At 65.6% G+C, this 13,205-nt stretch carries 11 protein-coding genes; 8 read left to right on the top strand and 3 right to left on the bottom strand.

All coding sequences use genetic code 11. The annotated features are described in order from the left end of the window. Nucleotides 1-48 precede the first annotated feature (48 nt). Nucleotides 49-1,218 carry an acyl-CoA dehydrogenase family protein gene (locus CXY75_RS05935; RefSeq protein WP_233201773.1) on the top strand — a complete coding sequence of 390 codons (1,170 nt, stop codon included), beginning with the start codon at nt 49-51 and terminating at the stop codon, nt 1,216-1,218. Continuing rightward, nucleotides 1,215-2,561: a threonine/serine exporter ThrE family protein gene (locus tag CXY75_RS05930; protein WP_104081913.1), complete on the top strand. Its 1,347-nt coding sequence runs from the start codon at nt 1,215-1,217 to the stop codon at nt 2,559-2,561. Before CXY75_RS05935 ends, CXY75_RS05930 begins: the two co-directional genes overlap by 4 nt. Before the next feature lie 72 nt (nt 2,562-2,633). Here the strand turns inward: CXY75_RS05930 and CXY75_RS05925 are convergent, their stop codons facing one another. After that, on the bottom strand, nt 2,634-2,879 hold the full coding sequence (locus tag CXY75_RS05925) for a hypothetical protein (RefSeq protein ID WP_104081912.1): 246 nt from the start codon (nt 2,877-2,879) through the stop codon (nt 2,634-2,636). A 224-nt stretch (nt 2,880-3,103) separates the two neighbouring features. Between CXY75_RS05925 and CXY75_RS20720 the strand changes: the two genes are divergently transcribed. From CXY75_RS20720 to CXY75_RS05900, 6 genes are all read left to right on the top strand, one after another. Beyond that, entirely contained in the window at nt 3,104-3,226 is a 123-nt protein-coding gene (locus CXY75_RS20720) for a hypothetical protein (RefSeq protein WP_255408738.1), read from the top strand. Between the two features lie 132 nt (nt 3,227-3,358). Beyond that, on the top strand, nt 3,359-4,228 hold the full coding sequence (locus CXY75_RS05920) for a metal-dependent hydrolase (RefSeq protein ID WP_104081911.1): 870 nt from the start codon (nt 3,359-3,361) through the stop codon (nt 4,226-4,228). Nucleotides 4,229-4,363: 135 nt separating this feature from the next. After that, entirely contained in the window at nt 4,364-5,581 is a 1,218-nt protein-coding gene (locus tag CXY75_RS05915) for an acyl-CoA dehydrogenase family protein (protein ID WP_104081910.1), read from the top strand. Nucleotides 5,582-5,744: 163 nt separating this feature from the next. Continuing rightward, nucleotides 5,745-8,093 (top strand): 7,8-didemethyl-8-hydroxy-5-deazariboflavin synthase CofG, encoded by a 2,349-nt coding sequence (cofG, locus tag CXY75_RS05910; protein WP_233201762.1) that lies wholly within the window; start codon nt 5,745-5,747, stop codon nt 8,091-8,093. After that, complete coding sequence (locus tag CXY75_RS05905; RefSeq protein WP_104081909.1) at nt 8,090-8,839, top strand: alpha/beta fold hydrolase; 750 nt, start codon at nt 8,090-8,092, stop codon at nt 8,837-8,839. The genes cofG and CXY75_RS05905 overlap by 4 nt, the downstream gene beginning before the upstream one ends. Then, nucleotides 8,836-10,317: an NAD(P)/FAD-dependent oxidoreductase gene (locus CXY75_RS05900; RefSeq protein WP_199182382.1), complete on the top strand. Its 1,482-nt coding sequence runs from the start codon at nt 8,836-8,838 to the stop codon at nt 10,315-10,317. Before CXY75_RS05905 ends, CXY75_RS05900 begins: the two co-directional genes overlap by 4 nt. Before the next feature lie 341 nt (nt 10,318-10,658). Here CXY75_RS05900 and CXY75_RS05895 read toward each other — a convergent pair whose 3' ends face one another. Both CXY75_RS05895 and speB read right to left on the bottom strand, forming a co-directional pair. Next, nucleotides 10,659-12,245, bottom strand: coding sequence for a thiamine pyrophosphate-binding protein (locus tag CXY75_RS05895; protein ID WP_104081908.1), 1,587 nt, complete (start codon nt 12,243-12,245; stop codon nt 10,659-10,661). Next, nucleotides 12,242-13,201, bottom strand: a complete 960-nt coding sequence (speB, locus tag CXY75_RS05890; protein WP_104081907.1) for an agmatinase — start codon at nt 13,199-13,201, stop codon at nt 12,242-12,244. The genes CXY75_RS05895 and speB overlap by 4 nt, the downstream gene beginning before the upstream one ends. Nucleotides 13,202-13,205 lie beyond the last annotated feature (4 nt).

Here is a 13,205-nt window from a genome sequence, read left to right as displayed (position 1 = left end):
ACCCCTCCGGCGGCGCTCGTTTCTGTCCCTTCGAGTGCACCCGACGCTCTGTTCTCTGCGGATCTGCTGGCCGGCATCCGCTCGCGAGCCGCCGGGTATGACCAGACCAATTCCTTCTTCGACGAAGACCTCCAGGGACTCGTCGCGGCCGGCTACCTGCGCGCCCTCGTGCCGGTCGAATTCGGCGGACTCGGCCTGACCCTGCAGCAGACGACCAGAGCCCAGACTCTGCTCGCTGCGCACGCCCCGGCAACGGCACTCGCCGTGAACATGCACCTGGTCTGGACCGGCGTCGCGAGAAGCCTGCACGACCAGGGCGACCATTCGCTGGACTTTGTGCTCGCCGAGGCCGGCCGCGACGAAATTTTCGGCTTTGGCGTGAGCGAACGGGGCAACGACCTCATGCTGTTCGGCTCAACAACGGATGCCCTCCCCCAGCCAGGCGGCGGCTACCGGTTCACCGGCACCAAAATTTTCACCTCGCTCTCCCCCGCCTGGACCCGCCTCGGCACCCACGGACTGGACTCGTCCGATCCAGAAAACCCCACCATCGTCTGGGCTTTTCTCGACCGAACGGATACCGGCATCGGCGTGAAAGACGACTGGAATACCCTCGGCATGCGCGCCAGCCAGAGCCAGAGCACGCTACTCGATGGCGCACTCGCCCGCCCAGACCGAGTGGTACGGCAGCTGCCGGTCGGGCCCAACGGCGACCCGCTCGTGGCCGGTATCTTTGCCAACTTTGAGATTTTGCTCGCCGCTGTCTACACCGGGATCGGCCAGCGCGCGGTCGAGCTCGCCGTGGCCGGCGCCAAGCGGCGCACCTCGCTCAAGAATGATGGCCGCACGCACGCCCAAGATCCGGTCGCGCGCTGGCGAGTGGGCGGTCTGGTGATGGCAATGGATGGCATCTATCCGCAGATCGACGCGCTCGCCCGCGCGGTCGACGAGCAGACGTGGCAGACCGGCCCGGCCTGGTTCACTCAACTGTCCGGCCTCAAATACCGCGCCACTCAGAACGCGAAGTTCGTCGTCGATACGGCCGTGCAGGTCGTCGGGGGCTCAGCCTACAATGCGGACTCCGAACTGGCCCGGCTCTACCGCGACGTGCTCGCGGGTTTCTTTCAACCGTCAGACGCGGACTCCGCGCACGGCACAGCCGCAGCATCCGTTCTCGGCCCGATCGATCAGGGCCCAGTAGATTTGCGCTCCTCATGAGTTTTAGCAAGACCACCGCCATCTCGCTCGACCACGCCGGCTATACCCGGGCGGTGCTCGACCTCACGATGCGCCTCGCCGAGGTTATCTTCACGGCCGGTGCTGGCGCCGAAGACGCCACCGCCGCCATGATCGCGCTCACCCGTGCCTACGGGCTCAAGGGCACCGACGCGAACATTACGCACACGACCATCACGCTGACGCAGGAGGATGCGGCGACGCACGAGTCGATCATTCGCAGCCGTAATGTGAAGTACCGCACGCTCGACTATTCCAAGCTCACCGCGACGTCTGAGCTGATCGCCGACATCATCGAGAAACCGATCGAGGTGGCCGAAGCCCGGAAAATTCTGGCGACCATCGTCAGCTCCAAGCCGCAGGTACCTAAGCAGTGGCGGCGCATCGGCTGGAGCCTGGTCGGGGCGGGCGCGGCCGTGCTCATCGGCGCCGGCCCCACCGTGATCATCGCCGCGTTCGTGGCCACCTGGATCATCGACTGGATCACCTCGGTACTCGACCACCGCCAGGTTCCGTTGTTCTATCAGACCGTCGTCGGGGGCGCGATCGGCCCAATCGTCGCCGCGATCGTGCGGCTGATCGATCCCACGGCGAACCCCTCGCTCGTAGTCGTAGCGACCATCATCATGCTCCTGGCCGGAGTGACAACCTTCGGCGCCGTGCATGACACGCTGTCGGGCTTTTATCTCACCGGAACCGCCCGAATGGTGGAGGCCCTGCTCATCACGGCCGGACTGGTCACCGGAGTGTCCGGTTCCGCGCTGTTCCTGGCCCGGTTCGGGCTGGTGCTCGAGATCGATTCGAACCCGATCGTGACACTGGGAGTTCTGCCGGTGCTGCTCGTGGCCGCGATCGTGATCGTGATCGGGTTTGCGCTGGCGGTGCAGGTACCGTGGCGCGCAGTCTGGGTGGTCTGCGTGCTAGGCGCCCTGGCCGAATTTCTGTTCGTCGCGGCCATGGCCGGCGGGTTCGGCCTCGTTGGGTCTTCGGCGGCGAGCGCCCTCGGTGTCGGGCTGCTGGCCGCCGTAGCCGCCCGCATCGTGCGCACCCCGCCCCTGGTCATCATGGTGACGGCTTTGGTGCCGTTGGTGCCGGGACTCACCCTGTTTCGCGGGCTGCTCCAGCTCTCCGAGGGCGATATCAACGGGCTGCTGGCGTTACTCACCGCTGCGGGCATCGCAATGGCCCTCGCGGCAGGCGCGCTCCTGTCGCAGTACATCGTGCAGATCGTCTGGGGTCCGGCGCGGCGCTTGCAACGCCGTTTCGTCGGGCCGCTGATGGCCCTGCCGGTGCGGCGCGGCCGCGACGCCACGAAGCGCATCTAACGCTCCGGCGCATCTAACCCTCGAAACCGGCGGGGAGGCATCCGCTGTTCAGCGGATGCCTCCCCGCCGGTTTCAGTTGGGCACGTCGGCCTCGGCGTCGAACTCCGCGATGTCTTCCTCGACAAAGCGGTAGGGGATGGGCTCGTCGGTCTCGCGCCCGCGCTTATAGGTGCGGGTGATCGTTTCGGCGTCTTCAACCGCCTCCAACACGACCACGTCCTGGTATTCACCGTCGATGTATTCCAGTTCTACCTCGGTTCCGGCGGCAATCGGGTTGGGTCCAAACAGGACTGCACTGTAGGTGGCGCTATGGCTCATGGCGGTGACCTTTCGCTGATCGATCCCGTTCTGCCGACGGGTGGCGGGTGGCAATGCAGCGCCAGCTTACGGCAGACCGGCAGCCGTGCACAGGGCAGATCGATCGACTCCGGCCTTCCGTGCGGCATCCGTCACTATGGTCTGCACGCCGGGATGCCGTTTGTGGTTTTTCCGCGTATTCTCAAGGTGACGGGGCCCCACGGCTCGGCGCGAAGGAGTACAAAATGGCTGACAAATCACCGAAAAAGGATGCAACCAAAAAGGTTGCCGACAAGTCTCTCAAGGAAAAGAGGGCCGACAAGAAGGCTAAGTCTGAAGAGACGGCTTCTCGGGCCCGCAAGAGCTAGGTTCCGCAACTTCTCGGTCCTGGAATGACTCGGGGCCGTGCGCTGCAGTAACTGGGCGCAGCAGGTGCCGCCACGGTCGTGGCGGCACCTTTTTTCTTGCTGCTCGGCAGCATCCGTTTGAAAGGACCAGCCATGACCCTGCCCACCGAAGATACCCGTGTGCTCTACCCGAGCGGTGCCGTTGACACGCAGGCAACGGTGCTGCACAGCGAGAAGCTACCCGATGGGCGCTTCGCCGTGCTGCTCGACCGGACAACGGTGCATCCGGTCGATGCTGGCTGGCCCGATCAGGGACCCGACCAGGCCTTGCTCTACCACGGCGCGGCTTTTTGGCCGGTTGAGGACTGCATCGTCGGAGCCACCGACGGATCGACGCTCTTCATCGGTGACGATATTCCGGTGGCCAAGGGAACACCAGGGTGGGCCTTTGTTGTGGTGCACGTCGTCGATGCGGCCGGACTCTCGGCCGGCGATACGGTGACGGTCGAGGTCGACGAAGACTCACGCGTTGCCACCAGCGCCGGGCACACCGCGTGTCATCTAGCATCGCTCGCCCTCAACGGCGCCCTCGCCAATCGCTGGAAGAAGGAGGTACGCGCCGACGGCCTCGGCCAGCCCGACTTTGACGGGTTAGCCATCGACGAGTCGCTGATCGGCCCGAATGCCTCGGTTGACACCTATCGGCTCGGAAAGTCGCTGCGCAAGAAGGGTTTCGTCGTCGACGACTTCGCCGAGGCGCTCGTCTCGATCGAAGCGACCGTTAACGCAACCCTTGCGGCATGGACGACAACGGATGCAGCGGTGCGCATCGAGTGCGACGGAGACCTTTTAACGGATCGCCGCTACTGGGTCTGCGAGCTGCCGGGCCATAGCGTGCGCATCCCGTGCGGCGGCACCCACGTCGACTCGCTCGGCCAGCTCGGCGCGGCAGCCGTGACGCTGGCCTTGCACGACCAGGGCGGCACCAATGTGCTCACCATGAACACCTCAGCCTCACGCTAGTTTTGCCCATAGAGTGCAATCCGATGAGCCATTACGGTCATGAGGCGCGCACTTTGCATGGTCTTAGCGCGAGAGATTGCGCAATTCCCCTCTTTGGCGCAGAATTCAGGTGTACCAGGTCAGAGAGGACCAGCAATGAGCGTTGTCGTTGATAGCCCGCAGCTCGGCACTACCGAAGCGGATGCATCCACCTTCTATACCGGTCCCACCGCAGATTTCTTCTCCTATCAAGATTTTCTTAGCCCCGATGAGCAGCAGCTTCTGGCTCATGCGCGTGAGGTATTCGAGCGCGATATCCGCCCGGTCGTGGCTGAGCATTGGAACAACGCCACGTTCCCGTTCGAGGTGATTCCCGCTCTGAGCGCCCTGAACCTCGTTGATCTCTGCGCCCGCGGCGGCAATTTCTTGCTGCACGGGTTCATGACCGTCGAGCTGTCCCGAGTGGATGCCTCCATCTCCACCTTTGTCGGCGTGCACAGTGGCCTGTTCGCAGCGGCCATCGCCCAGCTCGGCACCGACGACCAGCGTGAACGCTTTCTAGCCGACGCCATTTCCCTGCGCAAAATTGGCGCCTTTGCGCTTACCGAGCCCGAACATGGCTCGGACGTCTCCCGCAATATGGAGACGACCGCCACCCGCACGGGCGACTCGTGGACGCTGAACGGCATCAAGCGCTGGATCGGCAGCGGGACCTTCGCCGCTAACGTATTGGTCTGGGCGCGCGATACCGACGACGACCAGATCAAGGGTTTCATCGTCGATGCAACCCTGCCCGGGTACACGGCGGAGGCGATCGAGAACAAAATCGCCCTGCGCATCGTGCAGAACGCCACGATCACCCTCGACAACGTTGTGGTCGCCGAACGCGACCGACTACCAGGAGCGACCAGTTTTCACGACACCAACCGGCTGCTCACCAACTCCAGGGTCTGGGTGGGCTGGCAGACCGTTGGGTTGCAGTTCGCCGCCTACGACCATGCGCTGCGCTACGCCCTCGAGCGCAAGCAGTTTGGAAAGCCGATCGCGTCGTTCCAACTGGTGCAAGAGAAACTCGTGCGCATTCTGGAGAACGCAACGACGTCGCTGGGAACGATGGTGCGCGTCGCCCAGCTGCAGCAGTCCGGCTCGCTCCGGCCCGAGCACGCCGCGATGGCCAAGGCATCCGCCAGCGCGCGCATGCGCGAATCCGTGGCGCTCGGCCGCTCCGTACTCGGCGGCAACGGCATCTCCACCGACTATGGCATGGCCCGCATCTTCGCCGACGCCGAGGCTCTTTACACCTACGAGGGCAGCTACGAGATCAACACCCTCGTGGTCGGCCGCGCGATCACCGGAATCTCCGCGTTCCAGTAGCGGGTCACCTCGGGCATCCGCTCGCCGAGCCGCGAGCTTCGACCTAATTTGCGATATCGAGCAAGAACTCACAGGCCGATATCGCGGGTGCGCGCCGGGGCCGGGGCTGAGAGACTGGGAAGTGCATGGTCCCACTTCGTTCACACCTGACCAAAGGCTCGCTGTGACTCTGACACCCACCGGCACGATCCATTCCGCACTCGAGCGGGCCATGGCCCGCCTGCCGCTCGGCGTCGATGATGCGGAAGCGTTGCTGGACGCATCGGGCGACGATCTGGAGCGGGTGTTCGACCTCGCCTCGCGGTTGCGTGACGAGGGCCTCGTCGCGGCCGGCCGACCAGGGGTCATCACGTTCTCGAAAAAGGTCTTCCTGCCGATCACGACCCTGTGCCGCGACCGGTGCCACTACTGCATCTTTGTCGACACCCCGGGCAAGCTCGCCAAGATGGGCAAAGCTCTCTACATGTCGCCGGAGCAGATCCTCCAGGTGGCGCGCCAGGGTGCGGCCATGGGCTGCAAGGAGGCGTTGTTCACCCTCGGCGACCGCCCAGAGAAACGATGGCCCGACGCCCGGGCCTGGCTCGATGAGCACGGCTACGAGTCGACTCTGCACTACGTGCACGAGATGGCCGAGCTGGTGCTGCGCGAGACTGGCCTGCTTCCGCACATGAACCCGGGGGTCATGAGTGCCGCCGAGATGGCGGTGCTCCGCCCTGTCGCCCCGTCGATGGGCATGATGCTCGAGACGACCTCCCACCGTTTGTGGGCCGACAAGGGCGAGGTGCACTACGGCTCGCCCGACAAGGAGCCTGAGGTACGGCTCAAGGTACTCGAAGATGCCGGCGAGATGCGGATTCCACTGACGACGGGCATCCTCGTTGGTATCGGTGAGAACCTGCGCGAGCGTGCCGAGTCGATCGTGGCCATTCGCGAGTCGCACGCGCGGCACGGCCAGGTACAGGAAATAATCGTACAGAACTTCCGTGCAAAGCCCGCGACGGCCATGCAGAATGAACCCGACTTCGGCGGCGCCGAGTACGCCGTCACCGTCGCTGTGGCGAGGCTCGTACTCGGCAGCCAGTCGCGCATCCAGGTTCCGCCGAACCTTTCCGATGCGTCAGAATTGCGGATGCTCGTGCGCGCCGGAATCGACGACTGGGGCGGCATCAGCCCGCTCACCGCCGACCACGTGAATCCGGAGCGCCCGTGGCCCGAGCTCGGCGATCTTGCCGACATGACCCGCGCGGCAGGCTTTGAGCTGCGCGAACGTCTCACCGTGCACCCCTCGTACATTCGTGATCGCCTCGAATGGATCGATCCGTCGTTGCACGCTCAGGTGCTCGCCCTCACCGACCCGACCACCGGTCTCGCCGATGAAAGCGCCCACCCGTTCGCGGTACCAACCGGCGCCGGCCCGAAAACCGCCCATCAGCCACTATCCTTCTCGGTTCGCACCTCAGACATCCGCTCCTCTCTTCTACACGCCGAAAACGCACCGGCCCATCTCAGCGACGCCCAATATGCCGCTCTGCTGCGTGCTGAGGGCGACGACCTCGACACCCTCACGGCGCTCGCAAGCGGGCTACGGCGCTACACGGTGGGCGAGGCCGTGAGCTTCGTGGTCAACCGAAACGTCACCTCCACCCACCTCGGCCAGGGCACCGCGGCTGGGCTCACCCTCGGCACGCTCGGCGGGATCGTCGACGATGCCTGGTCGCTGGGGGCGACCGAACTTTGCGTGCAGGGCATCATCGGGTCGACCCTTCCGGCGACCAGCTACCTCGACCTCGCCAGGGCCGTGAAAGCCGCCCAGCCGAACATTCACCTGCACGCCTTTCGACCGGCCGATATCGCTGACGGCGCAGCCCGCATGGGCCTCGACGACACCGACTATTTGACCGCGCTTCTGGAGGCAGGGGTCGACACGATTCCCGGCACCGGCGTGAAGATGCTGCGCGATTCGATACGCGCGCGCGTCGCTCCCGCCGACCTGCCCGTCGAGCGGTGGACTGCGATCATCACGGCCGCGCACCGTGCCGGATTGCGTTCGACGTCGGTCATGGTTTACGGCAATGGCGAATCCGCCCTCGACCGGGTGGCCCACCTTCGATCACTCCGGTCGATCCAGGCCGAGACGGGCGGGTTCACCGAATTTGTTCCGATGCCCGTGCCAGGACATCCGCTCGTCGATGGTCGGAGCGACTTGGACGAGCACCGCGCGGTACACGCTGTCTCCCGCCTCGTGTTGCACGGCCACATCAACCATCTCCAGGTACCGTGGACCCGGCTAGGGTTCGACGCGGCCGCGACCATGCTGCAGAGCGGTGCCGACGACCTCGGCGGCACCCTGCTCGACGGCGCGGTGCTGCCCGAGGTGGGAATTGAACACGGCAAGGTGATGACACTTGCCGACGTCACTCGCATGGCGCGGTCCATCTCCCGCCCGGTTCGCCAGCGCACCACCGGGTACGGCGACCCCGCCACCGAACGCAAGTCGGCGGCGCGGGCGTGACCGAACATCCGTGGCGCGCACCCAGCCGACGCCCGTCGGTTGTGCTCGTGCCCGGGTTCAGCGGGCGCACGGGCGAAGATTTTCCGTTCCTGCTGCCGATGCTTGAACGTCGGCACCGGGTTGTGTCCGTCGATTTCACTACCCCGGGGGTGCGCACTTTGGGCGACCTCGCCGATCGTATCGGTGTGGCCGTCGCCCGATGCGACGAGCCGCCGGCCGTTGTCGGCTACTCCCTCGGAGGTGTGGCGGCCGCGGCATTCGCAGCGCAGCAGCCGGCCGCGCTCAGCAGCCTCGCCGTCGTCGCTGGTTGGATGACGCCGGCGCCGAAACTCGTCGCTTTCGCCGGGCTGTGGGCGGAATTGCAGGGTGAGCGCTCCGCAGTGCTCGCGGCCGCGGCCAGGCAGGCCCTATACAGCGCGGACGGTTGGGATTGCGCCCGCGTGCCGCGCGTTGACGATATCACCACGCGACTGGTAGCACTCGGGAGCACGCTTGACGTGTCGGCCATGACGCCCGGCATAGCTGCGCCGACCCTTGTCGTGGGCTGCGCCTCCGACGAGGTCGCGACCACCCGACAGAGCAAGCTGTTATTCGGGGCAATCGCGGATGCCCGTTACGCACAGATCGACGCGGGGCACGCCGTCGTGCACGAACGACCCGCCGAACTGCTCGCTGTACTCGGCGCCTTCGTCACCGAACCGACCAGGTACCCCGCGGGCGCCCTTATCGGGGAGGACCGCCCGTGACACATCTCGACACCCTCGTGATCGGCGCCGGCTTCGCCGGAATCGGCATGGGAATCCGGCTAAAACGCCGGGGCACGCACTCCTTCGCCATTCTCGAGCGCGCCGGACAGGTCGGCGGTACGTGGCGTGACAACTCCTACCCCGGGGTCGCCTGCGATATCCCCTCACACCTCTACTCGTATTCGTTCCGGCCCAATCCGAATTGGTCCCAGCTCTACTCGCCAGGTGGCGAGATCTGGGAATACCTGTCGACGAGCGCCATCGAGGAGGGGCTGCTCGAGCATCTCCGCCTCGGCGTTGACGTGCAGTCGATGGACTGGGACGAGGCGGCGGCGCTGTGGCGTCTAACGACCTCACGCGGCGCGTTCACCTGCCGCACCCTGGTTCTCGCCTGTGGACGGCTCTCGGAACCGAGGATTCCGGCGGTGCCCGGGATCGACGACTTTCGCGGGGAAGCTTTTCATTCGGCGCGCTGGACCCCAGTCGTCGACCTCGACGGCAAACGGGTCGCCGTCGTGGGGTCAGGCGCCTCGGCGGTCCAGCTCGTGCCGCGGCTCGCCGAGCGGGCCGCCCGGCTGGTAGTCCTGCAACGCAGCGCCCCCTATGTGATTCCCCGCGACGATCGCGCGTATTCCCCGGCCGAGCGAGCGCTGCTCGCACGCGACCCGGCCGAACTGAGCCGTCTGCGCACCCGGTTGTTCTGGAAGGCCGAGGAGGCATTCGCGCAGCGGGTGGGCGATCCGGCCAGTATCAGCGCGGCCCGCGACCGGGCCCGCGTGCATCTCGAATCCCAGGTGAAACATGCCGCCACCCGGGCGGCCCTCACTCCTAGCTACGAGATCGGGTGCAAACGGGTACTCATCTCGAGCGAGTACTACCCCACCTTCGCCCTGCCCCACGTGGTGCTCGAACCATCGGCATTGGCCGCGCTAGACGGCGATACGGTCGTGACGCAGAGCGGCGCTCGACATCGCATCGACGTCGTGATCTTCGCCACCGGGTTCCACACCACTCAGCAGTCCTACGCGCGCGCCGTCACCGGGCGGGCTGGAGAACGGTTGTCAGAGCACTGGTCGAGCGGCATGACCGCGCACGCGTCGACGGTGGTGAGTGGTTTTCCGAACCTGTTCGTGATCAACGGTCCCAATGCCGGGCTCAGCCACAACTCGGCGATCTACATGATCGAGACCCAGATCGACTACGTGCTCGGCGCCCTCGCCTACCAGGCCGGCGCCGGCAACCCGGTGCTCGCCGTCACCCGCGCAGCCGAGGAGGCCTACTCGCGTCTGATCGACGAGCTCAGCGCCGACGCCGTGTGGACCACCGGCGGATGCGAGAGCTGGTACATCGACCCGCGAAACGGACGGCAGACCCTGCTCTGGCCCGATTTCGCCCACACGTTCCGCAGCCTGAACGGCGAGTTCTCGCCGCTCGACTTCGAACCCGACGGCCTGCCCGCTGTCACTGTGCCTCGGTGACGGTATGACTGGCACCAACTGGTGAGTTGGAGGCCATTTCCCGCGGGGAAAATCGAGCTCAAACTACACAGTTCGGCGAAGCGGATGCTGCTACGCCCTGCACAATTGCAATCGTCATTGTTCGAAACATTTACGGCAAGAAGCCCAGCGACTCCCGCTCATTGGGGGAATCGCAGCCAGTGCTCCCGAGGGAGCGCGAGGCCTCGCGTCAGCGCTGCGCAGAAGACTATTTCTTCACGACCAGCGACGAAGTAGAACATTGTGACGTACGAAGTCGACGACGCCACCCAGTGTCCTGCGCCCTAATTCCGTTCCTTACGTGGAATGTGAAGGGGTGGCGGCTACAGGACCACTTCGATGACGGTCGGACGATCGGCGGCGAGCGCCCGGTTCACCGCGTCGGCCAACTCGTCGAACCCGTTCAACCGCACGCCATAGCCGTTGCAGGCCACTCCGAGCGCGGCAAAGTCCGGGCCAGAGATGTCGACACCGATCAGGTCGATTCCGCGCTCGATCTGCTGGTCGCGAATCTCGGCGAAGCCGGAATTATTCATGATGATGACCGGAATACCCAGGCCCTGTTCCGCCGCCGTGACCAGTTCCATCCCGGTGAACTGAAACCCGCCGTCGCCGACCAGCACGATGACCGGGCGCTCCGGCGCGGCAAGTTTGGCGCCGATCGCCGCGGGCAGTCCGTATCCAAGCGTCGCGTAACCGGTCGGGTACAGAAACTGATTCGGCTCGTCCATCGGCCAGAAGTGCACGGTGCCGTAGTACGACACCTGTGCGCTGTCTCCAGCAACAATCGTCGCCGCTGGCAGCGCCGCGCGAAGCACCTCCTGTACCTCGCGCCACGGCGCGCCGTCGACGAGTGCGGCCGCCTCTATCTCACCCCGCGCGGCTGCTGCGCGCACCCGCCCGGCTGAACCGGCAACATCCGTTAGGAGTGCTGTCAGGTCGGTCAGGATCGCCGCAGCATCACCCTCGAGCGCAATCGTTGCGGCCAGGTTCTTGTCTAGCTGCCCCGGATCGAGGTCGATTCGAATGACCGCGCCGCCGGGCGCGATCGTGCCGCCCCAGAGGTCGGAATCGCCCAGTTCCGATCCGATAATTAGGAGCACGTCGGAGTCGTTCAGCAGGTCCTGCGCGGGAGCCAGCCGTACCGACGCGCCGAGCGAGAGCGGATGATTCTCCGGGACGACTCCCTTACCATGCACCGTCGTGACGACCGGAGCATCCAACAATTCGGCCAGCCGGAGCACCTCTACTCCGGCTCGGCGGGCACCGCCACCGGCGAGAACACTCACCCGACGAGACGCGCCGAGTCGGCTCGCAGCCGCAGCTATATTCTCTCCAGACGGATGCCCCACCCGGCTACGCGCCACAGCTGGCCCCGTCTCGCCCGGCTCCCAAACCCCCTCCAGAAGGTCAAGCGGAATTTCCAGGTGCACCGGCCGTGGCCGGCCCAACCTCCAACGGTCGAAGATCTCGGCAATGACCGGCCCGATCTCGCCGATCTCGCTCACCCGCACGCTGCGTTCGAGCAGGGCGTCCAAGTGCCCCTGCTGATCTTTCACTTCGTGCAGCCAGCCGACGTTCTTGCCTTCAAGGCCGCGGGGAATGCCGGGTGAAATCAACAGCAGCGGAACGGAGTCGGCGTAAGCGGTGGCTGCGGCCGTTGTCACGTTGGTCAGACCCGGTCCGCTCGTCGTGATGACGACGCCCGGTCGACCGGAAACCCGGGCGTACCCGTCGGCGGCATATCCGGCGCCCTGCTCGTGCCGCGGGGTGACATGACGGATGCCCGACCCGGCGAGGGCCCGATAAATCTCCAGATTGTGAGTTCCCGGGATACCAAATACCACCTCGACGCCCTCACGCACCAGGGCTTCGACCACGGCTGCCCCGCCATTGCGCACGTCCGTCATGCGCGGGCTGCCCGCGGGGTCATGGCGGAAATGAGCTCGTACGCCACGTGGGAGGCCGCGACCGCAGTGATCTGGGCATGATCGTAGGCTGGCGCGACTTCGACGACATCGGCGCCCACCAGATTCACCGACCGAAGGGCGCGAATGATGGCGAGCAGTTCGCGACTGGTCAGACCGCCGGCCTCGGGGGTTCCCGTACCCGGTGCGTGGGCGGGATCGAGAACATCGATGTCGACCGAGACGTACACCGGGCGATCACCGAGGCGGGCCAGCATCCGCTCGATTACGCGGGTAACTCCCTCTGTTTCAAGTTCGTGCCCGGCAATGATCGCAAACCCGAGGCGGGCGTCATCGGTCAGGTCGTCGCTGCCGTACAGCGGACCACGAATACCAATATGGAGGCTGGCCGTGAGATCGATGAGCCCTTCCTCTGAGGCACGCCGAAACGGGGTGCCATGGGTAATAGGCGCGCCGAAGTACGTGTCCCAGGTATCTAGGTGGGCGTCGAAGTGCAGCACGGCGACTGGCCCGTGCTTCGCGGCAACGGCGCGCAGCAGCGGCAGGGCAATCGTGTGGTCGCCGCCAATGGTGACCAGTCGGGTGCCGCCCTGGCCGAGATGCTTGGCCGCAACCTCAATCTGCGTGATGGCCTCATCGATGTTAAACGGGTTTGCCACGATATCCCCGGCATCGACAACCTGCTGGGCGTTGAACGGTTCGACGTCTTGCACCGGGTTATAGGGGCGCAACAACCGGCTCGCCTCTCGAACATGGGCCGGGCCGAAGCGCGCACCGGGCCGGTAGCTGACGCCACTATCGAACGGCACGCCAACCACGACGATATCGGCGTGCCCGACATCCTCCAGGCGCGGCAACCGCGCAAAGGTGGCGATGCCGGCAAAGCGCGGCGACAGACTGGCGTCCGACGGGCCGACGGGCTGGGGTGACTGGGGCATGGAG

Origin of the sequence: Cryobacterium sp. Y11, assembly GCF_002929535.1 — a bacterium.
Lineage (GTDB): Bacteria > Actinomycetota > Actinomycetes > Actinomycetales > Microbacteriaceae > Cryobacterium.
Note: the sequence above shows the minus strand (reverse complement) of the source record. Positions and strands in the feature narration are given on the sequence as shown.

Excerpts from the sequence above, each read along its gene's own strand:
- CXY75_RS05915 (WP_104081910.1), top strand. The coding sequence starts at position 4,364 with ATGAGCGTTGTCGTTGATAGCCCGCAGCTCGGCACTACCGAAGCGGAT.
- CXY75_RS05925 (WP_104081912.1), bottom strand. The coding sequence starts at position 2,879 with ATGAGCCATAGCGCCACCTACAGTGCAGTCCTGTTTGGACCCAACCCG.
- CXY75_RS05930 (WP_104081913.1), top strand. The coding sequence starts at position 1,215 with ATGAGTTTTAGCAAGACCACCGCCATCTCGCTCGACCACGCCGGCTAT.
- speB (WP_104081907.1), bottom strand. The coding sequence starts at position 13,201 with ATGCCCCAGTCACCCCAGCCCGTCGGCCCGTCGGACGCCAGTCTGTCG.
- CXY75_RS05920 (WP_104081911.1), top strand. The coding sequence starts at position 3,359 with ATGACCCTGCCCACCGAAGATACCCGTGTGCTCTACCCGAGCGGTGCC.
- CXY75_RS20720 (WP_255408738.1), top strand. The coding sequence starts at position 3,104 with ATGGCTGACAAATCACCGAAAAAGGATGCAACCAAAAAGGTTGCCGAC.
- CXY75_RS05895 (WP_104081908.1), bottom strand. The coding sequence starts at position 12,245 with ATGACGGACGTGCGCAATGGCGGGGCAGCCGTGGTCGAAGCCCTGGTG.